The sequence below is a fragment of the Vagococcus teuberi genome (assembly GCF_001870205.1).
In the GTDB taxonomy this organism is placed as follows: Bacteria; Bacillota; Bacilli; order Lactobacillales; family Vagococcaceae; genus Vagococcus; species Vagococcus teuberi.
This window is the reverse complement of the sequence record NZ_CP017267.1, coordinates 1,740,072-1,765,684: the sequence shown is the minus strand read 5'-3', so window position 1 is coordinate 1,765,684 and position 25,613 is coordinate 1,740,072. Positions and strand designations below refer to the sequence as shown.

The 25,613-nt window shown below is 33.1% G+C and carries 22 protein-coding genes; 13 read left to right on the top strand and 9 right to left on the bottom strand.

Translation table 11 applies throughout. The features are described from left to right. The first annotated feature begins 70 nt into the window (after window positions 1-70). Entirely contained in the window at window positions 71-1,216 is a 1,146-nt protein-coding gene (locus tag BHY08_RS08415) for a competence protein CoiA (RefSeq protein WP_071457443.1), read from the top strand. Window positions 1,217-1,239: 23 nt separating this feature from the next. Continuing rightward, entirely contained in the window at window positions 1,240-3,051 is a 1,812-nt protein-coding gene (pepF, locus tag BHY08_RS08410) for an oligoendopeptidase F (protein ID WP_071457442.1), read from the top strand. A gap of 43 nt (window positions 3,052-3,094) precedes the next feature. On the opposite strand, the gene BHY08_RS08405 is transcribed toward pepF, so the two are convergent. Continuing rightward, window positions 3,095-3,694: a DsbA family protein gene (locus tag BHY08_RS08405; RefSeq protein WP_071457441.1), complete on the bottom strand. Its 600-nt coding sequence runs from the start codon at window positions 3,692-3,694 to the stop codon at window positions 3,095-3,097. A gap of 103 nt (window positions 3,695-3,797) precedes the next feature. Beyond that, window positions 3,798-4,379, bottom strand: a complete 582-nt coding sequence (locus BHY08_RS08400) for a CYTH domain-containing protein (RefSeq protein ID WP_084657234.1) — start codon at window positions 4,377-4,379, stop codon at window positions 3,798-3,800. Window positions 4,380-4,513: 134 nt separating this feature from the next. On the opposite strand from BHY08_RS08400, the gene yjbM reads away from it, so the two are divergent. The 5 genes from yjbM to BHY08_RS08375 all read left to right on the top strand — a co-directional run bounded on the left by yjbM (window position 4,514) and on the right by BHY08_RS08375 (window position 9,243). Continuing rightward, window positions 4,514-5,188 carry a GTP diphosphokinase gene (gene yjbM / locus BHY08_RS08395; protein ID WP_071457440.1) on the top strand — a complete coding sequence of 225 codons (675 nt, stop codon included), beginning with the start codon at window positions 4,514-4,516 and terminating at the stop codon, window positions 5,186-5,188. After that, window positions 5,178-5,996, top strand: coding sequence for an NAD kinase (locus tag BHY08_RS08390; RefSeq protein WP_071457439.1), 819 nt, complete (start codon window positions 5,178-5,180; stop codon window positions 5,994-5,996). The genes yjbM and BHY08_RS08390 overlap by 11 nt, the downstream gene beginning before the upstream one ends. Continuing rightward, window positions 5,993-6,877, top strand: coding sequence for an RluA family pseudouridine synthase (locus tag BHY08_RS08385; RefSeq protein WP_071457438.1), 885 nt, complete (start codon window positions 5,993-5,995; stop codon window positions 6,875-6,877). Before BHY08_RS08390 ends, BHY08_RS08385 begins: the two co-directional genes overlap by 4 nt. A gap of 15 nt (window positions 6,878-6,892) precedes the next feature. Beyond that, a complete protein-coding gene (gene mgtE / locus BHY08_RS08380) occupies window positions 6,893-8,263 on the top strand; it encodes a magnesium transporter (RefSeq protein ID WP_071457437.1) in 1,371 nt (456 codons plus the stop codon). 77 nt (window positions 8,264-8,340) lie between these two features. After that, the gene (locus BHY08_RS08375) at window positions 8,341-9,243 is read left to right on the top strand and encodes a magnesium transporter CorA family protein (RefSeq protein WP_169817677.1); all 903 of its coding nucleotides are present in this window, start codon (window positions 8,341-8,343) and stop codon (window positions 9,241-9,243) included. Window positions 9,244-9,293: 50 nt separating this feature from the next. Here the strand turns inward: BHY08_RS08375 and rpsD are convergent, their stop codons facing one another. Further along, window positions 9,294-9,905 carry a 30S ribosomal protein S4 gene (gene rpsD, locus BHY08_RS08370; RefSeq protein ID WP_071457435.1) on the bottom strand — a complete coding sequence of 204 codons (612 nt, stop codon included), beginning with the start codon at window positions 9,903-9,905 and terminating at the stop codon, window positions 9,294-9,296. Between the two features lie 381 nt (window positions 9,906-10,286). Between rpsD and BHY08_RS08365 the strand changes: the two genes are divergently transcribed. Then, on the top strand, window positions 10,287-11,081 hold the full coding sequence (locus BHY08_RS08365) for a formate/nitrite transporter family protein (RefSeq protein WP_071457434.1): 795 nt from the start codon (window positions 10,287-10,289) through the stop codon (window positions 11,079-11,081). Window positions 11,082-11,129: 48 nt separating this feature from the next. Here the strand turns inward: BHY08_RS08365 and def are convergent, their stop codons facing one another. Beyond that, entirely contained in the window at window positions 11,130-11,693 is a 564-nt protein-coding gene (gene def, locus BHY08_RS08360; RefSeq protein ID WP_071457433.1) for a peptide deformylase, read from the bottom strand. Between the two features lie 231 nt (window positions 11,694-11,924). Between def and gndA the strand changes: the two genes are divergently transcribed. The 3 genes from gndA (at window position 11,925) to pnp (ending at window position 16,103) form a co-directional block, all read left to right on the top strand. Beyond that, window positions 11,925-13,346: an NADP-dependent phosphogluconate dehydrogenase gene (gene gndA / locus BHY08_RS08355; RefSeq protein ID WP_071457432.1), complete on the top strand. Its 1,422-nt coding sequence runs from the start codon at window positions 11,925-11,927 to the stop codon at window positions 13,344-13,346. A gap of 153 nt (window positions 13,347-13,499) precedes the next feature. Continuing rightward, window positions 13,500-13,769 carry a 30S ribosomal protein S15 gene (gene rpsO, locus BHY08_RS08350; protein ID WP_071457431.1) on the top strand — a complete coding sequence of 90 codons (270 nt, stop codon included), beginning with the start codon at window positions 13,500-13,502 and terminating at the stop codon, window positions 13,767-13,769. Window positions 13,770-13,946: 177 nt separating this feature from the next. Continuing rightward, window positions 13,947-16,103: a polyribonucleotide nucleotidyltransferase gene (gene pnp, locus BHY08_RS08345; protein ID WP_071457430.1), complete on the top strand. Its 2,157-nt coding sequence runs from the start codon at window positions 13,947-13,949 to the stop codon at window positions 16,101-16,103. 52 nt (window positions 16,104-16,155) lie between these two features. On the opposite strand, the gene treR is transcribed toward pnp, so the two are convergent. Then, window positions 16,156-16,878, bottom strand: coding sequence for a trehalose operon repressor (treR, locus tag BHY08_RS08340; protein WP_071457429.1), 723 nt, complete (start codon window positions 16,876-16,878; stop codon window positions 16,156-16,158). A 305-nt stretch (window positions 16,879-17,183) separates the two neighbouring features. Here treR and treP point away from each other — a divergent pair, with 305 nt between their 5' ends. Together treP and treC are read left to right on the top strand one after the other, a co-directional pair. Then, window positions 17,184-19,145 (top strand): PTS system trehalose-specific EIIBC component, encoded by a 1,962-nt coding sequence (gene treP / locus BHY08_RS08335; protein ID WP_071457428.1) that lies wholly within the window; start codon window positions 17,184-17,186, stop codon window positions 19,143-19,145. A gap of 15 nt (window positions 19,146-19,160) precedes the next feature. Continuing rightward, window positions 19,161-20,783, top strand: coding sequence for an alpha,alpha-phosphotrehalase (treC, locus tag BHY08_RS08330; protein WP_071457427.1), 1,623 nt, complete (start codon window positions 19,161-19,163; stop codon window positions 20,781-20,783). A 41-nt stretch (window positions 20,784-20,824) separates the two neighbouring features. Here treC and BHY08_RS08325 read toward each other — a convergent pair whose 3' ends face one another. The 4 genes from BHY08_RS08325 to BHY08_RS08310 all read right to left on the bottom strand — a co-directional run bounded on the left by BHY08_RS08325 (window position 20,825) and on the right by BHY08_RS08310 (window position 25,455). After that, window positions 20,825-21,775 carry an AEC family transporter gene (locus tag BHY08_RS08325; protein ID WP_071457426.1) on the bottom strand — a complete coding sequence of 317 codons (951 nt, stop codon included), beginning with the start codon at window positions 21,773-21,775 and terminating at the stop codon, window positions 20,825-20,827. 133 nt (window positions 21,776-21,908) lie between these two features. After that, a complete protein-coding gene (locus BHY08_RS08320; protein WP_071457425.1) occupies window positions 21,909-22,691 on the bottom strand; it encodes a PHP domain-containing protein in 783 nt (260 codons plus the stop codon). 68 nt (window positions 22,692-22,759) lie between these two features. Beyond that, window positions 22,760-23,938, bottom strand: coding sequence for a GGDEF domain-containing protein (locus BHY08_RS08315; protein ID WP_071457424.1), 1,179 nt, complete (start codon window positions 23,936-23,938; stop codon window positions 22,760-22,762). Between the two features lie 11 nt (window positions 23,939-23,949). After that, window positions 23,950-25,455, bottom strand: coding sequence for an AcpB/EbpR/MafR family transcriptional regulator (locus BHY08_RS08310; protein WP_071457423.1), 1,506 nt, complete (start codon window positions 25,453-25,455; stop codon window positions 23,950-23,952). Between the last annotated feature and the right edge of the window lie 158 nt (window positions 25,456-25,613).

The following is a 25,613-nucleotide window of genomic DNA, read 5'->3' as shown; positions in this document are numbered from 1 at the left end:
TCAGATAATCCTCTCTTTTTTTCAACCTTTTTCTTATTTTTACGAATATTGAGTTAAAGAGGTGAGAAGGATGTTGATAGCAAAAAATGATGCACAACAAATGATTAGTAGTCATGAAGCAGTAAAATCAGAAATCTATTATTGTCCATGTTGTCAAAATGAAGTGGTTTTAAAGAAAGGAAAGATAAAATTCCCACATTTTGCTCATAAAACTCTATCAAATTGTGAGGCTACGAGTGAGCCGGAGACATTAGAACATTTAAAAGGAAAATCGTTGATTGCACGAAATTGTGCAACTTTTGGCTTAGCGTATGAACTAGAGGCATATCTTCCAGAAATTAATCAACGAGCAGATGTTTTGATACAAAATAAATTAGCAATTGAATTTCAATGTAGTTCTCTTAGTATTGAAAGGTTGATTGAACGAACAACACAATATAAAAAGCATGATTATCAAGTATTTTGGGTTTTAGGTAGTCGTTTAGGAACACAAAAACATCTAACAGAATTAAAAAAGCATTTTATTTATTTTGACTGCTTTAGAGGGTATATTGATTTTTGTTTACTAGTTGAAGATAATCTCTTAGTCGTAACTTATTATCTTTTTTCAAAAAACAAAAAAATAGTAACAAGAAAAAAACAGTTTTCTTTAGGTGAGATATCATTAGTTAATATATTGACAGAGTGTGGCTTAAAGACAGAGTATTTGATTCAACAGCCTTTTGAAGAGATGTTGAATAGACGAAAACAGTTATCTGACCAGCTACTATGCTCAGATAATATTGTTAAAGATTTACAGGAATACTTTTATCAACACAACCTTCATTTAGCTCACTTACCACCTTATCTTTATTTCCCTAATTTTTTTCATCCTTTACTACGAGGAGAGGATATACGGATTCGATGGCTTACTTTTGAAGTGTTACAAAATAAAAAAATGCTCACATATCGTGAGTTGCAACAAGATGTGCTAGAAAATTTACCACCTGAGGCAATGGATGACTATGCAAATTTAGGAAAACATCAAGTGTTTGATTATTGTTTATCTTTGTACGTAAGTTTTTTACAGGAGATAAAAGTAGTGAAATTAAGTGGCTCGAATATGTTATGTTTTAATGAGGAAAGTGTGATGAATAACGAGCAATTCAAAAAATTCTTTAAAAAAAGAAGTGAAAGACTAACTCTTCCGTTAAAATATGATATGATTATTAAGTGATAATGAGAAGGGAGTTATTTAAAATGAGTGAAACAAAACAATTACCAAATCGTTCGGAATTACCAGAGGAATTAACATGGGATTTAACTCCTATTTTTGCATCAGATGATGCGTTTAATGAGGCGTTAACATCATTGACTGCAGAATTAGAAAAAGCAAGTGAGTATCAAGGAACATTAAAAAATGGTGCGAAAGCTTTTCTATCAGCGATTGAATATGTATTGTCTATTCATCGTACGACAGAAAAAATTTATGTGTACTCACATTTAAAAAATGACCAAGACACAAGTGATGCACTTTACCAAGGACTTTATGCAAAAGCAAGTACTATTGCTGCTAAAGCAGGGGAAGCTGTTTCATGGTTTGGCCCAGAAGTGTTAACGTTATCTGATGATACGATTGATTCATATTTTAAAGAAGAAGCAGGTTTAGAAATCTATCGTCACTTTATTACTCAAATTACAGCAGATAGAGCTCATACGTTATCTGAAAAAGAAGAAGCACTATTAGCTGGAGCAAGTGAAATATTCTCAGCATCAAGTCATACATTTTCTGTATTAAACAATGCTGATTTAGAGTTTCCAATTGTGACTGATGAAGATGGACAAAAGGTGCAATTATCTTCAGGTATGTATGGTCAATTAATGGAAAGTACAAATCGTGAAGTACGTAAAGAAGCCTTTGAAGGGTTATATAAAGTTTATAAACAATTTAGAAATACATTTGCTAGCACATTATCGTCTCATGTAAAAAAACATAATTTCAATGCTCAAATCAGAAATTACAGTTCAGCACGTGAAGCAGCTTTAAGTGCTAACCATATTCCTGAATCTGTTTACGATACATTACTTAATGTGGTACATAAAAACTTACCATTGCTACATCGTTACGTGGCATTGCGTAAACGACTATTAAATGTTAACGAACTACATATGTATGATATGTATACACCAATATTAGGAGATGCACCAATTCGTTATACTTATGACGAGGCAAAATTAAAATCACTTGAAGGGTTATCTCCATTAGGTGAAGAATATTTAGAAATCGTTCAAGAAGCTTACAGCGATCGCTGGATTGATGTGGTTGAAAATAAAGGCAAACGCAGTGGTGCTTATTCTTCAGGAAGTTATGATACAAAACCTTATATTTTATTAAACTGGCATGAAAGTTTAAATCATTTATTCACGTTAGTTCATGAAATGGGACACAGTGTTCACAGTTACTACACACGAAAAAATCAACCTTATGTATATGGTGATTATTCTATTTTCTTAGCAGAAATTGCCTCAACAACGAATGAAAACTTATTAACAGATCATTTGTTAAAAACAGAAAAAGATCCTAAAGTTAGAGCCTTTATCTTAAATCATTATTTAGATGGTGTGAAAGGAACAATCTTTAGACAAACACAATTTGCTGAATTTGAACATTTTATTCACACTGAAGATGCAAAAGGAACACCGTTAACAAGCGATTACTTAAGCGAGTATTATGGTGAGTTAAATGCTAAATACTACGGTGATTCAGTAGAACGTGACTCTGAAATTGCTTATGAGTGGAGCCGTATTCCGCATTTCTACTATAACTACTATGTGTATCAATACTCAACTGGATTTTCAGCAGCGACAGCTTTAGCGGATAAAATTATCCGTAAAGAAGAAGGTGCGTTAGAAAACTACTTAACATTCTTGAAATCAGGAAGTAGTGATTATCCAATCGAAGTGATGAAACGCGCGGGAGTTGATATGACGCAATCTGCTTATATTGAAGAAACAATGAAAGTCTTTGAAGCTCGTTTAGATGAGTTAGAAGCGTTAATTGATTCATTTTAATCAAATAAAAAAGGAATGCTCTTAATGATGAGGGCATTCCTTTTTAGTATTTAAGTATTTTGGCACGGCAACTGTGCGTATCTTCTGATTTTAATAATTGTTTGATTAAATCTGATGATGAAAAAGCATCGATCAAGACGCCAAAATTACGTGTCGAGTCATAGTTAAAAATAACGGCCTTTGCAAAACGATTGACACCCATTTCATTAGCCACTTGTTGGTCAATTTTGAAAAAATCTTTGATTAATTTTGATTGTCTATCTAATTTAAATGTTTCTTTGTCAGCATTAATTTTGGTTAAGATGGTATCAACTAGTTCCTCAGAATAAGCCATTTTTTTCTTCCCAACTAAATCTTGCAAATGAAAAAGAAATTTTCTTCCCATTTTGTTTCCTTGTAGTTGGGCAGCTTTAACATCTAGACAAGCAGAATAGATCGTTTCAACTAACTGGTTTCTATGAGTCAGGTCATTTGTTGGATAATTATTATCAATCAGGTAGTGTTGGATAATTAAGGGATTTAATACTGGAATTAATTTTAAGTAGACTTTGTTGTTTTCTTTCTCTATTGCCTCTAAAAAACGCTTTTCAGATAACAAACAAAGTTCATCTAACGGATTCACAAATAAATATATCTCGACCATTATGCCCCCCCTTACCTTAAAAATTGTTCTACTTCTTACGTATAACGTAACAAGAATTCGTAAAAAACAAAAGGGAAAAGCCTTTCGTTTCAGAGTATTCAAATCAACCGTGATATTTTATCATACGTGCTATTTTTTTGCTAGCAGGATGTCTTTTTATCCCTTTTTTTATTAGAAAATCATTAAAAAACAATTCTCCTTTTTTTGAGTCGGTGACTTCCATTTCAAGTTCATAATCAATTATTTTTCCAAAATGACTTTCATCAAGAACAAGTAAACACTCGTTATTTAATTTTTTTTCGCGTCTATATGTCGTTAAAAAGCCAATCACTTTTAAATCGGTTACAGATATACCAATAGATTCTAGATAATTAGCTACATCTCTACCAAGTGGAACTCTTTCTTCTTTGATTAAAGTGTTAATCTCTTTTTCAGTTAGAGAATCTGTAATTTCTTGAAAAGCATTTGTATTAGAAGTTGGTACTTTTAAAGTACATTCATTTTTTCCTTGTCTTTTTCTTAGTCTAAGTCCCATTGCCTTTTTTTTCAACGCGTTATCAAGTGTATCAAAATAACAATTTGTCTGAGAAAAAGCAGGAGTATCAGGAAAATACGTTGTTAATAATTGCTGAAATTCATCTTTAGTTAACATGTTTTTGAATTCGATTTCTATCTCTTTTTCCACATTCCTCACCTCGCGAATAGTGTAATGAATTGGTTATGAAAAAACAACTATCTTGTCTTATTAGCGTGCTAACTTTTTATGGGTAATTATGTTAAAATATAGCATGTATGTTGACAGTAAAGGTGGCGAATGAAATGGAAGATAGAAATTGGCAATTATTTTTGGCACCATACGAACAGGCAGTTTCAGAATTAAAAGTGAAACTCAGAAATATTAGAACACAATATAAAGAAAATAATTTACATACCCCAATTGAATTTGTCACTGGGCGTGTAAAACCGAAAGATAGCATCTTAACTAAAGCAACATTGCGAGGAATTGATTTAAATCGGTTAGAAGACGATATGCAAGATATTGCAGGTCTTAGAATTATGTGTCAATTCGTAGAAGACATATATGAAGTGGTTTCTTTACTACGTAAGAGGACTGATATAAAAATTATTCATGAACGTGATTATATCACCAATAAAAAAGCTAGTGGGTATCGCTCGTATCATTTAGTGATTGAATACCCAGTGCAACTCATCATGGGTGAGAAAAAAATCTATGTTGAGATACAAATTAGGACGCTTGCGATGAATTTCTGGGCAACGATTGAACATTCATTAAATTATAAGTATGATGGTGAATTTCCAGAAGAAATAAATAAACGCCTTGAGTTAACCGCTGAAGCAGCATATTTATTGGATGAAGAAATGTCAAAAATTCGTGATGAGATACAAGAAGCTCAACATCTCTTTTCTTACCGAGATTTAGAGCATTTAGAACGATATGTTAATGAAAAGAGAGGTGAAAGCGATGAGGATTAGAGTGTATTCCAATCGAAAGCCAACATCTAGAAAGGTAACTCAAGAATTATTGGAAAAGTTACGCAAAGCTGGGTTTATTTTAGATAAAAAAACCCCAGATGTGGTTATTACAATCGGTGGTGACGGGACTTTATTGAGTGCGTTTCATGCGTATGAAAGTCAGTTGGATACTGTGCGTTTTATTGGTGTTCATACAGGTCATTTAGGGTTTTATACTGATTGGCGTGATTATGAAATTGATGAACTTGTTCGAAGTTTAAAAGAAGAAAAGCAAAATAGTGTGAGTTATCCTTTGTTAGATGTCTGTTTGACATACACCAATAATATGCCAGATAGACATTTTTTAGCACTTAATGAAGCGACAATTAAAAATGTGGATCGTACGATGGTAGCCAATGTTTTCATCAAGGATGAGCTGTTTGAGTGCTATAGGGGAGATGGATTATCAGTTTCAACCCCAACTGGTTCAACAGCGTATAGTAAAAGTTTAGGTGGTGCGGTGGTACATCCTCGTGTTAACACTTTACAATTAAATGAGATAGCTTCGCTAAACAACCGAGTATATCGGTCGTTAGGGTCTCCTATGATTATTGCACCAGATGAATGGATCAGATTAGATATGAAAAAAAGAGAAACATATAGTTTGCATGTAGATAATTTATCTTTAACAAATTCAAACATCAAACATGTAAAATTCTGCTTATCAGAAAAAAGAATTCATTTTGCTTTGTATCGACATACACATTTTTGGCGTCGTGTGAATAACGCCTTTATAGGAACTTCAAAAGAAAGTAGCGAGAGATTATGAGATTTAGCTGGACAGTAGATGAAGATAAGATTACGTTAAAACGTTTTTTAAATAATCAAGGCGTTTCAAGACGATTATTAGCTAAAATTAAGTTTCAAGGTGGAACACTTTTAGTAAATAAACAAGTGAGAAATACAAAATTTGAAGTAAAATTAGGCGATATTGTTACCATCATCATTCCAGATGAAGGGGAGCACGAAACGATGCTTCCTTTTGAATCTAGTTTAGATATTGTGTATGAAGATGATCATTTGTTGATTGTCAACAAACCAACAGAAGTGGCATCTATTCCATCTCAATATCATAAAAATGGTACAATGGCGAATTACGTCAAATATTACTATAATCAGCAAAATTATGTCAATCGTGTAATACATGTAGTGACGCGTCTTGATCGAGACACAACTGGGTTAATGATGTTTGCTAAACATGGATTTGCACATGCCATGATGGATAAACAACTTCAGTCGGGTGAATTAAAGAAATATTATCATGCGTTAGTTGGTGGCGATTTATCTCGTTTAAGCGAACATGAGATGATTGACTTACCTATAGGGCGAGATGAAACATCGATTATTAAACGATGCGTCATAGAAGGTGGACAACAAGCATTAACTGAATATACATTAGTCGAAAAAAATCAAGATATCGCACAAGTTTCGGTACAGTTACACACAGGAAGAACACATCAAATTCGCGTGCATTTTTCAGAGATTGGATGTCCGTTAATTGGAGATGAATTGTATGGTGGGGACTTAACAAAAGGATTGAATAGGCAAGCACTTCATTGTCAGAAGTTAGTTTTCCTACATCCATTTACAAGAGAGGAGTTAACATTTGAGTTGCCATTACCAAATGATATGAAAGAGTTAATAGAGTAAGGGGAGTTCGTTGGTATGACAGAAGTGTTAAACAAAGAAGAACAAGAAAAAGAATTACTAAAGTTATTACAAAGTCAGAATATGGATGTTTTTAGGGAAAAGTTTCTTGATTGGCATTTGTATGAACAGGGACAATTTTATTTATCTTTAGATAAAAAAGAACGTCATCTGATGTATGCTTATTTGTCACCCAAAGAGATGGCTGATATGCTTGATGTCATCGAGGAAGACCATGAAGGATTAACAGATTATATTACAGAGATGTCACCTAATTATGTCGTGGCCATTTTAGAAAACATGTATACCGATAATGCGGTTGATATTTTGAGTCAGTTAGAAGAAGAAACTGCTAGAACGTATCTAGATCGTATGAAACCTGAAACATCGGTTAATATGAAACGACTGCTTCATTATGAAGATAAAACAGCTGGTTCAATTATGGCAACAGAATATGTATCGATTGTAGCCAATCAAACAGTACGTTCTGCTTTAACGCTTTTAAAGAAAAAAGCACAAGAAGCTGAAATTATCTACTATGTGTATGTTGTCAGCTTAACAAATCAATTAGTAGGTGTTATTTCGCTAAGAGATTTAATTGTGAGTGATGATGACATGATGATTGAAGAGATGATGGGCGAGCGTGTGATTAGTGTTGGTGTAAATGAAGACCAAGAAGAAGTCGCAAAAATGATTCGTGATTATGACTTTCTTGCTATTCCAGTTGTTGATGATAATAATCACTTATTAGGGATTATTACCGTTGATGATATCATTGACGTTATTGATGATGAGGCAGCAAGTGATTACTCTGGTTTGGCCGGGGTCGATGTTGAAGCGACCACTGAAAGTTCTTTTCAAGCTGCATTGAAGCGATTGCCGTGGCTTGTGACACTTTTGTTTTTAGGTATGTCGACAGCATCATTGATAAGTCACTATGAAGTGCTGATTAGTGAAGCGAGTATTTTAGCCGTATTTATTTCGTTAATAACCGGTACTGCTGGAAATGCAGGAACGCAATCATTAGCCGTTGCAGTTAGAAAACTGGCCGTCTCTGATGATAAAGAACTGAACTTTTTCTCATTAATTATGAGTGAGATATTAACAGGGATTATCACAGGAGCAGTAACGGGTGTGGTTATTTTCTTAGTTGTTGGTTTTTGGAAACAAAATTTCCCGCTAGGAATGGTTATTGGTATTGCAATGCTTTGTGCGATAACAATCGCCAACTTAGCTGGTAGTTTAATTCCAATATTGATGGAAAAAATTGGTTTTGACCCTGCAGTAGCAAGTGGTCCGTTTATCACGACCCTTAGTGATTTGACCAGTGTGTTGATTTACTTTAATATAGCAGGTTTGTTTATGCCTTTAATCGTAGGTAGTGTATAATAAAATAGAAAGTAAAAAGAGGTCATGATTGATGACTTCTTTTTTATTAGTTAACAAAGAAAAAAGGGGCAATGACAATGTTGGTAGAACATCAGATAAATCCGTCTTTTAAATGGATTGAAACCCATCATTTATCAACGAGTGAAAAGAAGATATTAAGAAACGAGTTTCAAATACCAGAGGAAACGCTTGAATATGTCATGGATATTTATGAACGAAGTAATTATATTACTGATTCTGTCAATGACATAGAGTTGGTTGTGATTCATGTTCCGACAAAGCAACCTAAAGACATTCGCTATGTGTCAAGACCAGTTAGTTTTTTAGTAAAAGATGACATGTTATTTTCGTTTAATGAAGCGGAAAGTACGATTAGTTATGAGGGTGTGAAAGAAAGTATCGAGCAGGTGAGTTCAGCAACGCCAATGATTTTTTTGTTTGAATTAATTCGTGAATTAATCGACCGTAATTTACCGATATTAAGAGAGATTTCTAAAGAGCGTCATCAGTTAGATGACTTGTTAACAGAAAGAGTGAAGAATAAAGATTTGGTTCGCCTATCTTACTTACAACAAACTCTGACATTCTTACTTAGTGCGTCAGAAAATAATTTAGAAATATTGGAACAAATAAAACGATCAAAATTAGGAAGAAGTTTTGATGAACAAACGATGGAACGCCTTGAAGATGCGATTATTGAAGCCAATCAGGTAGCGCATATGACTGAACTTGAATCAGACATTGTAGACCGAATTGCTCGGATTTTCGATAGTATTATGAATAATAACTTAAATGATACGATGAAATTTTTAACAGTTTGGTCGTTAGCATTAGCTATCCCAACGTTAATTACAGGGTTTTATGGGATGAATATTGACTTGCCACGCTTGTCGTCAGATTATGAATGGATTTATGTGGTCATCTTATCCGTGATTCTAATTATCTGGTTAATTATGTTTATCAATCATAAGAGGAAATAAAAAAAGAGATGGCATGCCATCTCTTTTTTGTATAAAGATAATTGATAATCTTATAGTAATTTGTTGTAGAACTCAACTACGTAAGACTCGTCAACTTCTTGTGGTAATTCATCACGTTCTGGTAAACGAGTGATACTACCTTCTAATTTTTCAGCGTCAAAGCTTACAAATGAAGGACGACCTAAAGTTGATTCAACAGCATCTTTAATGATTGTTAATTCTTTAGATTTTTCACGGATAGAGATAACTTGTCCAACAGCCACTTCGTATGAAGGGATGTTAACACGTTTGCCATCAACTAAAACGTGACCATGGTTAACTAACTGACGTGCTTGACGACGAGTTGTAGCTAAACCTAGACGGTATACTACGTTGTCTAAACGTTGTTCTAAAAGAACCATAAAGTTAACACCGTGTTTACCTTCTTTAATTTTTCCGGCTCTCATGAAAAGATTACGGAATTGACGTTCATTTAAACCGTACATATGGCGTAATTTTTGTTTTTCAGTTAATTGCATACCATATTCTGATTTGTTTCTTCTTTGGTTTGGTCCGTGTTGTCCTGGTGCATATGGACGACGAGCCAATTCTTTACCAGTTCCTGATAAAGATACGCCTAAACGACGAGAAATTTTCCAACTTGGTCCTGTATAACGAGACATTTAAAAATCCTCCAATATAATTTTTTATTTGGAGTAAAATAATTTCTTGAAAATATTAATAGACGCTTAGTTTATTCTTCAATCTTCACCTTTGCAGCCGCGGTTACGCAATTGAACCCATAAAGGCAATAAACTAATAAACGTGCTACTTATTTTCTAGCTGCATTATTTTACACAAATTCCATTATACTTTATCAATTTTGAAAAGACAAGAATTAATTGATATTTTGTAGAAAAGTTTAAATAGAAAAATTTGACGTATTTTATCCACATTTTTATTAAACTTTTAGTAGATTTGGACGAGTTTTTAAGATATAGTATCTACTGTAAATAAAAGTTTGTTCAAAAAATAACAATGTTATCAAAGGAAGGAATAAGACAATGGCACAACATTCAGAATTGATGGCCAAACTAGATGCGTCCATCGAAAAAAAAGATGAATTAATCCAAAAACATTTTGGGAAATACGCGATGCGTTCGATATTAGCAACACTATATCTGAGCTTAGGATCAGCGATTGCAATAGGATTAGGATTGAAATTTACAGACCCAGCAGCGGGAAAAGCTTTATACGCGATGGCATTTGGTTTGGGATTAGCTTTAATCATTTTTCTTAATGCAGAACTTGGAACATCTAACATGATGTATATGACAGTTGCGACTTACCGAAAGAAATTAGCACCAAGTCGTGCGTTAAAAATATTGCTAGTTTGTGTGCTGTTTAATTTAATCGGTGCACTCGTTATTGCTTATATGTTATCTCTTACAGGATCTTTTAAAGGATTACCAGCAGATAATTTTTTAACGCATCTGGTTGAGGGGAAATTTGAAAAGGGAATCCTTCAAACATTAATAGAAGGGATTTTTGCCAATGTGATTGTTAACCTGGCTGTTTTGATGTCGATGAAATTAAAAGATGATGTGGGTCGATTATTTGGTATCATTCTAGTTATTTTTATTTTTACCTTCTTAGGATTCGAGCACGTTATCGCCAATTTTATTTACTTCCCATTAGCATATTTTTCATCAGGCGGGGTAATTGCTGGAATGACGGTTGGTGCAGTAGCGACCAATTTGATTTTTACTTTCATTGGTAACTTTATTGGTGGAGGATTGGTTATTGGGTTAACTTATTCTTGGTTGAACAAAGATGAATCTGTTGACTATTTAGATTAATCGAGTAGAACAAAAAAAGCTTGTCATACAATTTGTATGACAAGCTTTTTATTGGATAAAAATAACATCATCTGGTGCATAATTTGGATGTTCTTCATTAATATGATCGTAGAACATAATACCATTGATATGATCAATCTCATGTTGTACCACAATGGCCATATAATTTTTCAAACGAATTTTATGTTCTTCACCATTTATATCATGATAAGTAACTGTAATTCGTGCGTTCCTAATAACGTAACCTGGTACGGGTCTGTCAACAGATAAACAACCTTCTCCTTCTTCAAGAGCGGCTTGTTGAACTGAGTGACTTACTATTTTGGGATTATACATGACAGTGCTTAAAAGTGGTTCAGTATCTTCTTCTGACTGACTAGGAATTTCAATTGCAATAATGCGTTTTGAAATATTTAATTGTGGTGCGGCAAGTCCAACACCACCACGCAGTTTGTACTTTTCTGCAAGTTCTGGGTCTTGACTGTTTTTTAGAAACTCTTGCATACGTTTACCTAGTTCAATATCTTCTTCTGATAAAGGTAACTCAACTTCTTTGGCAACTTCACGAAGGGTAGGATGCCCCTCACGGATAATATCATCCATTGTAATCATCAATATCCCTTCCTTTCTATTCTAATATAGTACTTTTCATTTTACCATAAAATGAAAACATTGAGAAATAAATAAATCGCTTAAACCCTTAATAAATGTTATTTTTACTTATTTTATTTTGGTAATAGAACGATGAAAACTTTCATATTTTTCTAAGAAACTAAATCAGTTATGTTATTATTCTAAAGGATTTATAACTAATGAAAAAAGTTACAGGAGGCAATTGATTAAATGAGTAAGCAGCAGTTTGGTATGGTAGGATTAGGTGTTATGGGAAAAAATTTGGCTTTAAATAGTGAAAGCAAAGGATACAGCGTGTCCGTTTACAGTCATTTTTATCATGAAACAGATGAGTTTTTAAAGAATCATCCAGAAAAAAACATTAAAGGATTTGAAACAATTGACTCTTTTGTTGAATCAATTGAAACACCTCGAAAAATAATGCTGATGGTAACTGCTGGAAAGATAACAGATACTATGATTGAACAGTTAGTCCCTTATTTAGATGAAAATGATGTGTTGATTGATGGAGGAAATACTCATTACACTGATACACTTAGACGAAGTAACTACTTAAAAGAATTTGGAATTAACTTTGTGGGTTCAGGTGTGTCTGGTGGGGAAGAAGGTGCACTAAACGGTCCATCACTCATGCCAGGTGGTCAACGTGAAGCATATGATTTAATTAAACCTTTGTTTGAAGATATTGCAGCTAAAGCTCATGATGGAAAACCTTGTGTGTCTTACATTGGACCAGACGGAGCTGGACATTTTGTTAAAATGGTTCATAACGGTATTGAGTATGGTGACATGCAGTTGATCGCCGAGAGTTATGATATTTTATCTAAAGGATTGGATATTAGTATAGAAGAAATATCTCAAATCTTTAATTCTTGGAATGATGGCGAACTAAACAGCTATTTAATGACGATTACATCAGAATTATTAATGAAGAAAGATGATTTAGACACGCAAGATTACATCGTCACACACATATTAGATAAAGCAGGCAATAAAGGGACTGGGAAATGGACCAGTCAAAATGCACTTGATTTAGGTGTGCCATTACCTCTTGTAACAGAAGCAGTTTTTGCTAGATTTATGTCAGCTTTAAAAGAAGAACGATGCGAGGCAAGTCGTATTTTACCAGGACCAGATGCTACTATAGACATAGATAAAAACGTCATGATAGAAAAAGTCAGAAGAGCCTTATACTTTAGTAAGATTATGAGTTACGCGCAAGGCTTTTCACAAATGATGATGGCAAGTAATGAATACAATTGGTCATTAAACTATGGAGAACTCGCTCAAATATTTCGTGAAGGCTGTATTATACGTGCACAATTTTTACAAAAAATCACAGATGCTTATGAAAAGAATCCAACACTAAAAAATCTAATGTTAGATGACTACTTTTTAAGTATTGTTTCAGAATACCAAAGTGACATTAGAGAAGTTGTTTCTTTAGCAGTTAAACTAGGCGTACCAGTACCAAGTCTGTCTTCGGCGATTTCTTATTATGATTCATACCGCTCAAAAGACTTACCAGCCAATATTATTCAAGCACAAAGAGATTACTTTGGTGCACATACTTATGAGCGAAAAGACCGAGAAGGAATATTTCATTATGATTGGTACAAAAAAGATAAATAAAACGAGAATTAAGTGTATGAAACAGTTGCTTTTATGCTAAAAATCATGTAAAGTACCATTGTGTGATAAATCGTCACATGCCTATTACTTGGTACATCGAATCACCAACGATATACTCAGTTTTGGGGAAATAATATAGAAGAGGTGAAAGACATGGCAATTTCAAAAGAACGCAAGAACGAAATCATTAAAGAATACGCACGTCACGAAGGAGATACTGGTTCTCCAGAAGTACAAATCGCTGTTTTAACTGCAGAAATTAATGCATTAAACGAGCATGCACACGTGCATAAAAAAGACCACCATTCATACCGTGGATTAATGAAAAAAGTTGGTCACCGTCGTAACTTATTAGCTTACTTACGTAAAAATGATGTTCAACGTTACCGTGAATTAATCAAACGTTTAGGCTTACGCCGTTAATCAATTTAGCCAAAAATAAGAGGATAAGTGAGGTCGTTTTGATCTCGCTTTTCTTTTAATAAAAAACCGAGGATGAGCTGATTGTCTACTATGCAAATATGAGTTTTCTTATTTTTTTGAGAAGATTGATATTTGTTTAGTAGTCTGTTCACCTCGAGTATGCAAAGGAGAAAAATAATGCATAGTGAAAAACGTGTATTTGAAACAACTTGGGGCGGTCGTCCGCTATCAGTTGAAATCGGGCAATTAGCCAAACAAGCAAATGGAGCAGTGTTAGTAAGATATGGTGACACAGTGGTATTAAGTGTCGCAGTGGCTTCAAAACAAGCGAAAGATGTTGATTTTTTCCCATTAACAGTTAACTACGAAGAAAAAATGTATGCTGTTGGGAAAGTACCAGGAGGATTCATTAAACGTGAAGGACGTCCAAGTGAAACAGCAACATTAACTGCTCGTTTGATTGATAGACCAATCCGTCCAATGTTTGCTGAAGGATTTCGTAATGAAGTTCAAATTACGAACACAGTGATGAGTGTGGAACAAGATTGCTCACCTGAAATGGCAGCAATGTTAGGTTCATCTTTAGCTCTATGTGTATCTGATATTCCATTTAATGGCCCAATTGCTGGCGTCGAAGTTGGTTTTGTTGACGGTGAGTATGTCATCAACCCAACTGTTGAACAAGCAGAGCAAACAACGATTGAATTATCAGTAGCTGGAACAAAAGATGCCATCAACATGGTTGAAAGTGGTGCAAAAGAAGTATCTGAAGAAGATATGTTAGGTGCCCTTTTATTCGGTCATGAAGAAATTAAACGTTTGGTTGCTTTCCAAGAAGAAATTGCCAATGAAATCGGCAAAGAAAAAATGGAAATCGAGTTATTACAAGTTGATGCTGATTTAGAAAAAGAAATCAATGATACTTATATGCCTCGTATGACTCAAGCCATTCAAACAGAAGAAAAATTAGCTCGTGAAGACAATATTTCAGCTTTAAAAGATGAAGTGATTGCTGTTTACGAAGAAAAATTTGCTGAAGATGAAGAGTCTGCTAAATGGATGAAAGAAGTTCGTCAAATCTTAGAAGACATGGAAAAAAATGAAGTTCGTCGCCTGATTACAGTTGAAAAAGTTCGTCCTGATGGTCGTAAAATTGACGAAATTCGTCCTTTATCATCTGAAGTAGGAATTTTACCACGTGTACATGGATCTGGCTTATTTACTCGTGGGCAAACACAAGCTTTATCAGTTTGTACATTAGCACCACTTGGCGAACATCAAATTATTGATGGTTTAGGTGTGGAAGAAAGCAAACGATTCATCCACCATTATAACTTCCCACAATACTCAGTTGGTTCAACTGGTCCAATGAGATCACCAGGTCGTCGTGAAATCGGACATGGTGCATTAGGTGAACGTGCGATGGCACAAGTCATTCCAAATGAACAAGAGTTTCCATACATGATTCGTGTGGTTTCAGAAGTATTAGAATCAAATGGTTCTTCTTCTCAAGCAAGTATCTGTGCAGGAATCTTGGCCTTAATGGATGCTGGTGTTCCAATCAAAGCACCTGTTGCGGGTATTGCAATGGGACTTGTAATGGATGGGGATAACTACACTATCCTAACAGATATACAAGGTATGGAAGACCACTTGGGTGACATGGACTTTAAAGTTGCCGGAACAAAAGATGGTATTACAGCATTACAAATGGATATTAAAATCGAAGGAATTACAGAAGCTATCTTAACAGAAGCTCTAACTCAAGCGAAAAAAGCACGTATGGAAATTCTAACTGAATTGACATCAACAATCGCTGAACCTCGTAAAGAGTTAAGTAAATATGCTCCTAAGATTGAAATGATTCAAATCAAATCTGAAAAAATTAAAGATGTTATCGGTAAAGGTGGCGAAACCATCAATAAAATTATCGAAGAAACTGATGTTAAAATTGATATCGATCAAGATGGTAATGTAAGTATTGCCCATCAAGATCAAGATAAAATCAACCGTGCGATTGAAATCATTAAAGATTTGGTTCGTGAAGTTGAAGTTGGAGAAGTTTACTTAGCAAAAGTTGTTAGAATTGAAAAATTTGGGGCCTTTGTTAACTTATTTAAAGGAAAAGATGCCTTAGTACATATCTCTCAATTCTCACATGAGCGTGTGAATAAAGTAGAAGATGTAGTTAAATTAGGTGATGAAATCCTTGTTAAAGTAACTGAAATTGATCGTCAGGGACGTGTCAATGCTTCTCGTAAAGCGATGATTGAAAAACCAAAAGAAGAGAAAAAAGAAGAGAAAAAAGAAGAAACAAAAGAAAAATCTGAATAAAATCAAAAATCACCCATTAGAGTTATCTATTGGGTGATTTTTTCTTAGTATATTAGATAGTTGAAGGGTTTCTTCTTGCAAAATCGTAAAACAAAAATTTGTCAACACGGTGTCTACTTTCTGTGTATTGAAACTGTTCAGCATTAGCTAAAAAGACACGGCTTTGAATTGACACAATATTATTATCTTGTGAATTTAAATCTAAATGGTCTTTATCTAATTGATTTAAAGGAACAACCCTGATTTCTTTTTCGGCAAAAGAGATCTGTAAATTTAACTCTTTTTCGATATATTTGTAAATGGAATCCTCTCCAATCTCGCGTGTTAAATTAGGAATTAATCGACATAACAAATAATCTGTGTCACGAATTACTTTTTGATGATCAATTTCTCTTGTTCTTATTATTTTCCAGACATCTTCATCTTTTTCGAATCCTGTGAGACGACTTAAATCTTCAGAAATTTTTATTGTTTCTAATGAGACGACATCAGTGATACTATCATATCCATATGCTTGTTGTAATTCTTTGTAACTTGTTAAACCTGAGATAGGGAATCTTAGTTGTTCTCTTTTTAAAACCATGGATCCTTTGCCATGTATTTTTTGGATATGCCCATTTGTCATTAATAAATTCAATGCCTTTCTGACAGTATCTCTTGATACTTTAAACTGTTTCACATATTGATTTTCACTGGGTAAAAAATCTCCCGGACCGTACTCACCTTTTAAAATGCTGTTTTCAATTGTTTGATAAATTACTTCATAAGCTTTCATATAACTAACTCCTTTTTAACTTGTTCGAACAACTTATAGTAAGTATAAAATAGGTGATACTTCTTTTTATTCAAATGAGAAAATTTTAATAAAACATCTGTTCAAAAGTTGTGTTGTATTGGTTTTTATATACAAGTGAACGTTTTGTTGGTAAATAAACCAACAAATTAAGTCATTAATTAAATAAAAATGTGAAAGAAAATTAATATGAAGTGCAAATATAATGTTAGCGCTTTACAAATAAAAAAATAGGGTGTATATTTTATTTAACATAACTTGTATATACAAGTGAAAGGAGAAAGAAGATGGGAAAATTTAATCAAGATGCATTGCTATTACTAGACTATGTCGGTGGAAAAGAAAATATTGCGGCAGTTACGCACTGTGCAACACGTATGAGGTTTGTACTAAATGATCCATCTAAAGCACAAGAAGATAAAATAGAAGAAATATCTTGTGTGAGAGGTATTTTTACCAATGCTGGACAGTTTCAAGTTATTATTGGAAATGAAGTACCAACGTTCTACGAAGAATTTATGTCAGTAGCAGGAATTCAAGGTGGAACAAAAGAAGAAATAAAATCAGCGGCAAAACAAAATCAAAACATGTTACAACGAGCAGTCACTATGCTTGCAGAAATTTTTACGCCTTTATTACCAGCAATTATTGTTGGGGGATTAATATTAGGATTTAGAAATATTTTAGAAGCGGTACCAATGGGATTTTTAGATGGAAAAACGATAACAGAATCATCGACTTTTTGGAACGGTGTGAATGGCTTTTTATGGTTACCAGGTGAGGCTATTTTTCACTTCCTTCCAGTAGGGATTACTTGGAGTATCGCTAAAAAAATGAGAGGAACAGAAATACTAGGAATTGTCTTAGGGATTACACTAGTTTCTCCACAGCTTTTGAATGCTTATTCAGTCAACTCAACTAGTGCAGCAGATATTGCAGCTAACTGGAGTTGGGATTTTGGATTCTTTACCATGGATAAAATTGGCTATCAAGCACAAGTTATACCAGCTATGTTAGCAGGTTTTATGTTAGTATATCTAGAAAGATTTTTAAGAAAACATATTCCAGAAGCTGTTTCAATGATATTTGTTCCGTTTTTTGCTTTATTACCAACTATTTTAGCTGCTCATTTAATATTAGGACCAATTGGTTGGAAAATAGGTTCTGCTATTTCAACAGTTGTAAATACTGGATTAACATCATCTCTTAATTGGCTATTTGCTGCTGTATTTGGTACTTTTTATGCACCACTTGTTATTACAGGTTTACATCATACAACGTTAGCTATTGACCAACAATTAGTAGCAGATTTTGGCTCAACGAATCTTTGGCCAATGATTTGTTTATCAAACATTGCTCAAGGAGCAGCTGTTTTAGCTGTTGTATATGCTCATAGAGGAAATAAAAAAGAAGAACAAGTGTCTGTTCCATCCGTTATTTCAGCTTGGTTAGGTGTAACAGAACCTGCAATGTTTGGGATTAATTTAAAATATATGTATCCATTTGTTGCAGCTATGATTGGTAGTGGGATAGCTGGTTTATTTGTGACATTATTTGGTGTTAGAGCCTTATCAATTGGTGTTGGTGGCTTACCAGGTATTTTAGCTATCATGCCAAAATATTACGGGGTATTCTTTATAGGGATGATTATTGCAGTTATAGTCCCATTTATTTTAACATTATTCTTTAGAAGAGCAGGTATTTTCAATCAGCTAGACAGAGTTGGTGAAGCTATTTCACCTATTGATGATAGCTTAAGCATACCTGTGACATCTGAAAATGTTGCTAGTGAAGTTGTTTCGGTCTATGCACCATTAGTTGGAGAGTTATCACCAATTACTGATTCAAAAGATCCAGTATTTTCTCAAGGAACAATGGGACAAGGAGTGGTCATTGAGCCGATGGAAGGTCATGTTTACGCACCGATGAACGGAACGATAAGTTTAGTATTTCCTAGTAAACATGCAATAGGTATTGTAGATGATCATGGAATTGAAATGTTGATACATGTTGGTCTAGATACAGTTAATTTAAATGGACAGTATTTTGAAACACATGTCAAACAAGGCGATAAAGTGATGATTGGTGATTTATTACTAGATTTTGATATAGATGGTATTAGAGAGTCAGGATTTTTAACTCAAACACAAGTGGTCATTACTAATTCAGATAGTTATCAAGTAGACCCGATAATCAAAGATGGTAACGTGACAAATGATACAGGAATTTTGCAAGTTAAAACAATTTAGTTAGGAGTGACGTCATTGAGTTTTAAGGACAAAGTAATCTATCAGGTTTATCCAAAATCATTTTATGATAAAAATGGGGATGGTGTAGGAGACATACAAGGTATTATTGAAAAATTACCCTATTTAGAAACGTTAGGTGTTGATATGATTTGGTTAAATCCAATTTATCCAAGTCCACAAAAAGATAATGGCTATGATATCTCAAACTATACAGCGATTGACCCAATATTTGGCACAGAAGCAGATTTTAAAGAACTAGTAGAAAAAGCACATGAAAAAAAGATTGATATTATGCTAGATATGGTGTTAAATCATGTATCAATTGAACATGAATGGTTTAAAAAAGCATTGGCAGGTGATTCTTATTATCAAGACTTCTTTATATTAAGAAATGAACCAACTAACTGGGAATCAAAATTTGGTGGAAATGCATGGTCTCAATTTGGTGATACATCTAAATATTTTTTACATTTATTTGATAAAACGCAAGCTGATCTGAATTGGCGTAATCCAAATGTTCGAAAGGAATTATATAAGGTAGTTGATTTTTGGACAGCTTTAGGTGTAAAAGGACTGCGTTTTGATGTGATTAATGTCATTGGAAAAGATGAGGTCTTAAAAGACGCAGAAGATCAGGTTGGTAAGTTTGAATATACTGATAAACCAATTGCCCATGAATTTATTCATGAGATGAACCAAAAAACGTTTGGAAAAGACAAATCGATTGTCACAGTGGGGGAAATGAGTTCAACTACTATCGAAAATGGCATTCTTTATACCGCACCTGATAGAGAAGAACTGAGTATGATTTTTAATTTTCATCATTTGAAAGTGGATTATAGAAATGGTGAAAAGTGGACTAAAATGCCTTATGATTTTGAAGCATTGAAATTTATTTTACATGCTTGGGGAGAGGGTATGAGTGATGGAAATGGATGGAATGCCCTGTTTTGGAATAATCATGACCAACCACGAGCACTTAATCGGTTTATTGATTGGAAAGACTATCGAGAGCGTGGCGCTAAGATGTTAGCTGCATCCATTCATTTAAACCGAGGAACGCCTTATGTTTATATGGGAGAAGAGATTGGCATGTTAGACCCTGAATTTTCTGAACTAGAAATGTATCAAGATGTTGAGACACATAATGCTTATGATATTTTAATTAGTGAAGGGTTAAATCATCAGAAGGCAATGGAAATCATCCAAGCAAAATCGAGAGATAACTCCCGTACACCAATGCAGTGGGATTCGACGGAACACTCTGGATTTAGTACAAGTACACCTTGGTTATCTACAGGGAAGTATACTGACATTACGGTAGAAAAGGAATTAGAACAAGGAACTATTTTCACTTTTTATCAAAAGCTAATCCAATTAAGAAAAGAAAAAGAAGTCATATCAGAAGGAGATTATACACCTTTTGACGTTCCTAATACTAGAATATTTGGTTACGTGAGACGATTTGATGACGAAGCGTTACTTGTCTTAAACAACTTTTCACATGAATCCGTAACAATCGATATTCCAGATGAGTTTTTAAATGGTGAAGTTTTAATAAGTAATATCGATACTATTTCTTTAACGAAAAAACTGACCTTAGAGCCTTATCAGACAATAGGAATTTATACTAAATAATAGAAAAACCAGCGACAGTTATAGTCGTTGGTTTTTTGTATTTAAAAAAAGACTGTAACAAGTTTCATCATGATAGGGAAAAGAAAAAGATAGGCTAATAATGAGTAGGTTAGTGAAGAATCCGTAAAACCAACATCTACATGTTTTTCGCCAGCTAGGATGGCTACTGTATTCGAAACAGGAATACTAAATTGAAGTAAACATACAGCGCCCATAATATTTGAAATATGAAATAGATGAGCGAATAAAAGAACGATTAAAGGTGTAATGAAAAATCTACCAAAAAGAATCCCCAATACTTCTTTTGAAAACGTCAGATTTTTAATTCCAGTGCGAAAAATGGTTGTTCCAATAAACAGCATGGCTAAAGCTGATGTGGTGTTTCCAATATAGCCAAATAATGATTTAACAAAAAAAGGTAGAGGGATATTTAGTACAACGAGTAAACTAGCAACGATAAATGCAGCAATTGGTGGACTAAGTAATTCTTTGATAGTTCGTGATAAATCAAACGGTGTGTGTGTATGAGTGCTCAGTTCACTATCTCGGTTGAGAAGAGTAATACCGATTGTCCATGTAGATAAACTAGTCACCACATAAACGAGTAAAGCATAAGGAAGTCCTTTATCACCATATAGACCTAAAATAATCGGCATCCCAATAAAAGCGGCACTTGGTGAAGCAAAGCATAAGGTGAACGCTCCTTTTTGTTCTTTAGATACTTTAAAAAGTGAGGAACTAAAGTAACCAATGATAAGCACGAAACAAATAACGAGGATTGGAAAAAAAGATTCTTTAAATAAGTTTTCTAGTTTTTGTTTGTTAAAATCACGCATAATTCGAAGGAATATTTCTAAAGGTAGGGCAAAGTTAATCACAAAGAATGAAAGGGCAGAACTGACGTCATTTGTGAAAATTCCTCTTTTCGCTAAGATATAACCCAGTGCAATAATAATAAACAAAACAAGAATCGTTGAATAGCTGGTTAACATAGAAGTCATCTCCTTATGATAGTCAATTAATAGTTTAACTTAGAGATGAAACATATTGGTTAACATTATAAGAAATTTCTATATATATTGTGTGTGGTTTTAATTATAAAAGGAAAGAAAAAACTCTGCTCTTTTATAATTCAACACTATTTAATTTTTGTTTTTGGTAAATAGCTAACTTATTTATACCGTGTTTCTTTAGTAAGGAACCCATCTTTTCAAATCCCAGTTCATAATCTTCCACAACATGAGCATCAGACCCTAGTGTAAACAACTTTCCACCTAATGAAATGTATAAAGGGATGGCATATTCATACAGTGCTTTATTTCCATATTTGATAAAACTTTTAGCATTTAATTCAAACGCCATATCTTTCTCAATGATTATTTTAAAAATATCAATCAAATACGGTTCAGCATATTTTTTAAATTCATCAACAGATAAGTCTAATCGTCTCATTCCGTAATCAAAATGGGTTAACACGTTAGCGAAATCTGCTTTTTTCACGGCATCTAACATACGAGAATAATAATCATCAATTAAATCGACAACCTCTAGTGCTAGAACATCATCATCCATATAATCAAATCTGCCATTTTGATGAATGCTAAGTAAAATAATATCATAGTCCTTTTCATTTAAAAAAGAAGTAATTCTATCATGCTGATAGTCAACATAACCTACTTCAATTCCTTTAAGTAACGTTGTCTCATGTTTTTTATCTAATGACTCAATCTCCTTTTTATATGCCTCGAATTCCGGGATGCTATCAGTACCTTTGACATATGGATTATCAAAATCTAAATGTTCTGTCGAAACGAAGTAAGTAGGAGAATAAGTTTTTAAATAGTTTTCAAAAGTTTCGTTTGAATCAAACGAATGGTGTGTGTGCAAGTGTTGATCGTAGTAGTTCATAAAAAGCCTCCATAGTCTGTATTTATAAAAAAGCTTTAAAATTGGATTCATTCCAGTTTTAAAGCTTTTTATATATTATGATGAGTAACAATTAACTGATTTTTTCCATTTCGTTTTGCATCATATAGAGCTGTATCTGCTAGAGTAAATAAATCATCTGTACTAATTTTACTCTCAGAATAGGGGTCTTTATTAATAATAGCTAGACCACATGATAGATTAATATCAATTGACTGATTATTAAAACTAAATTCCACATGATGAATGCTAGATAACTTTTTTTTAAGGTAACTTTCAGGATCGTCAATTGGTGCTTTAAAGACCATTGCAAATTCATCTCCTCCAATACGACATATTCTAGGAGATTCAGTTGGTGCTTTATCTTTAGTCAAAAAATTCGCTACATGAGTTAATGCCTGATCTCCGGCTAGATGCCCATATTTATCATTTATAGATTTAAAGTTGTCGATATCTATAACAGCTACACCGCAAGATGATTGGTTTATAATCAAGTCATTATAAGCATGATCTAAGAAAAAATAAAAGGATTCTTTATTATATAATTTTGTGAGATGATCATAGATAGAAGCAGTTCTGTAAATATGTACCCTCTTTGAAATAGAAATAGAAGAGTCAATTAACCAAGCTGTAAAAAGAAAAACGAGGGAAAAAATGGTCATGTATACGACTAAGTTCATGAATTTGTCTAACTGCCAAATTGGATAAAAAATAATAGAAAATATAATAAATCGAATAGTTAGCGCAACTATTAAAAATGTAAAAACAGCCCTTTTTTGAGGTAGAAGCTGTTTTTTAATAATAGAGGCTAATATTACAAGTGATAACGTTAGAAAAACATTATTAAAATACTCATACGCAAAAGCACCCCTAAGAGAGTATTGTATCAATTTAAGAATTATTAAAGTGGTACCATTCGTAACGCCAATTAAAATAGAACCATAATAGATAGAAAAGAAAATAGGAAGATATCTTACATCTACTGAAATACCCCTATATAAAGGAACCGGTATTTTATTTAAAGAAATAAAAAAGCATAAAATACCAACGATTACTCCTAAAATAAGTTGATGTGTCTTAGTTAATGAAAGCATACCCGAAGTATTAATAAAACCAGTCTCGAGCTGGCTGTCCTTTAAGGATTGTCTGATGGATAGAAAGTAGAGTGTCAAAGAAATACTGACGATAATAGACAAATTTACCAATATTGCATTAACAAAATTAAGCATATTAAAGCTCCCTAATAATAATTATTGTTTAAATAAGTAATAACTTTTTCATCTAATTGATGTGTATTGTTTATAGCTCTACGAATAGTTCCCCAATCCGAATTTGAAGGAATATCATCAATGACTACTAATTTATCCTGTGGTAATAATTCAGAGTCAAAAGTACTCACTATAATATCATAGCTTAAAAAATACTCTTTAGGAATATCCTCAATAAAAATAACTGATTTCATATATGGTTCAATAATTGCTTTGTTTTCAAAGTTCTTGTGAATCATTTTCGATAAAAAGTCTGAATGATCTTGCCCTAAACTACTCATGACTAATATTTTAGCTTTTTGTTTTTTTGTTTCTAAAAGAGTAGGCAAGTCAGTCCATTGGATCATCATAGTACAGAGAACTTCATAAAAATAATCTGTATGCCAAGGAAAATTAGTCGACTTTTCAAGTTTAATTAGTTCTTGTTCAATCACTAAAGACATTGTCGGGAATAATTTTTTAATAGCTACAGCATTATAAAAATTTTTATTGAAAATAATATAGTTTGGAAAAGGATAGATGGTATGTTGTAAATAAATATGTTTCAGTGAATTTTCTATTTTATCAGATAATTTATTCGTTAATGTAAAATCAAAAACATTACGAATGTTTTTCATCAAGCGTTTAACTTCCTTTGTTATGTGAAGATACTCTTCTTCCGAGTGCCAATTAATTAAATGATAGTAAAGAGAAAACATTAAATCATAAATCAGTTGGTCATTGACGACTAAACCATAATATTTCACAATCTCTTCCAAATCATCTGATTTTCTATCAATAGAATGATACATTTTTTTTGTAAATATTCCTTTATCGTAACCTTCAATAAAATATTCTTGACTTTGACGAGTAAGCGAAATACATAAAATGTAGCTTATTAATAGGATGTCTTTTTCAGAAACATCTTCATTATAGTAATTGATAATATCTTTCACAAACTGAATTGTTTTCTTTTTATTTGAAGGAAAAGGCCATTCGGTTATTTGATAGGCTTCAAAAAAATAACTAGTATAGAAAAACCGTACAAAAAATTCATCTTTTCCAACAATTCGACATGGTTTTTTTTCTAAAGTCAGTCCATATTTACTTAATGATTTAGAAATATCACTAGTAATTCTATAAAGAGAAGATTCACTGATAAAGAGCTTTTCTCCCCATTTTTCAATGCTCAATGTAGTATCAAAGAAAACTGATTCAATTAAGCGAAATGCTTCAGAATTTTTTAAAACATAGCGATAAACAACCTCAATATGGCTACTGGGTTGTGTTTGAAGCCTAACCCCATTTTTTTTTGACGTTTCAATTAATAGATGGGGATACCAATTTTCTTTCAGGTAGCTTACGTCGTTATTTATTGTTCTTAGTGAAGCATTATTACTTTTTGCCAATTCGTTAGAACTAATCCAATCTGAGACTTCATTTAATTGTTCTAAAATATGAATTCTACGTTGAGTGGGTGTATCAAGAAGTTCGCGCATAGATGTATTCCTTTCATAATAAGTGCTTATATATTATAACATTTTACTAGATCCGTCTCTTATTAAGATACCTTATTTTGTATAAGAAATCTACTTAATAAAGAAGAGTTGGCTTTATATTAAGAATTTATTAAAACACCATTAAATATGTATGTTTG

Bases quoted from the DNA above. Each gene is read 5' to 3' on its own strand.
- BHY08_RS08415 (WP_071457443.1), top strand. From the start codon at position 71: ATGTTGATAGCAAAAAATGATGCACAACAAATGATTAGTAGTCATGAA.
- pepF (WP_071457442.1), top strand. From the start codon at position 1,240: ATGAGTGAAACAAAACAATTACCAAATCGTTCGGAATTACCAGAGGAA.
- BHY08_RS08405 (WP_071457441.1), bottom strand. From the start codon at position 3,694: ATGGTCGAGATATATTTATTTGTGAATCCGTTAGATGAACTTTGTTTG.
- yjbM (WP_071457440.1), top strand. From the start codon at position 4,514: ATGGAAGATAGAAATTGGCAATTATTTTTGGCACCATACGAACAGGCA.
- BHY08_RS08390 (WP_071457439.1), top strand. From the start codon at position 5,178: ATGAGGATTAGAGTGTATTCCAATCGAAAGCCAACATCTAGAAAGGTA.
- BHY08_RS08385 (WP_071457438.1), top strand. From the start codon at position 5,993: ATGAGATTTAGCTGGACAGTAGATGAAGATAAGATTACGTTAAAACGT.
- mgtE (WP_071457437.1), top strand. From the start codon at position 6,893: ATGACAGAAGTGTTAAACAAAGAAGAACAAGAAAAAGAATTACTAAAG.
- BHY08_RS08375 (WP_169817677.1), top strand. From the start codon at position 8,341: ATGTTGGTAGAACATCAGATAAATCCGTCTTTTAAATGGATTGAAACC.
- rpsD (WP_071457435.1), bottom strand. From the start codon at position 9,905: ATGTCTCGTTATACAGGACCAAGTTGGAAAATTTCTCGTCGTTTAGGC.
- BHY08_RS08365 (WP_071457434.1), top strand. From the start codon at position 10,287: ATGGCACAACATTCAGAATTGATGGCCAAACTAGATGCGTCCATCGAA.
- def (WP_071457433.1), bottom strand. From the start codon at position 11,693: ATGATTACAATGGATGATATTATCCGTGAGGGGCATCCTACCCTTCGT.
- gndA (WP_071457432.1), top strand. From the start codon at position 11,925: ATGAGTAAGCAGCAGTTTGGTATGGTAGGATTAGGTGTTATGGGAAAA.
- rpsO (WP_071457431.1), top strand. From the start codon at position 13,500: ATGGCAATTTCAAAAGAACGCAAGAACGAAATCATTAAAGAATACGCA.
- pnp (WP_071457430.1), top strand. From the start codon at position 13,947: ATGCATAGTGAAAAACGTGTATTTGAAACAACTTGGGGCGGTCGTCCG.
- treR (WP_071457429.1), bottom strand. From the start codon at position 16,878: ATGAAAGCTTATGAAGTAATTTATCAAACAATTGAAAACAGCATTTTA.
- treP (WP_071457428.1), top strand. From the start codon at position 17,184: ATGGGAAAATTTAATCAAGATGCATTGCTATTACTAGACTATGTCGGT.
- BHY08_RS08325 (WP_071457426.1), bottom strand. From the start codon at position 21,775: ATGTTAACCAGCTATTCAACGATTCTTGTTTTGTTTATTATTATTGCA.
- BHY08_RS08320 (WP_071457425.1), bottom strand. From the start codon at position 22,691: ATGAACTACTACGATCAACACTTGCACACACACCATTCGTTTGATTCA.
- BHY08_RS08315 (WP_071457424.1), bottom strand. From the start codon at position 23,938: ATGCTTAATTTTGTTAATGCAATATTGGTAAATTTGTCTATTATCGTC.
- BHY08_RS08310 (WP_071457423.1), bottom strand. From the start codon at position 25,455: ATGCGCGAACTTCTTGATACACCCACTCAACGTAGAATTCATATTTTA.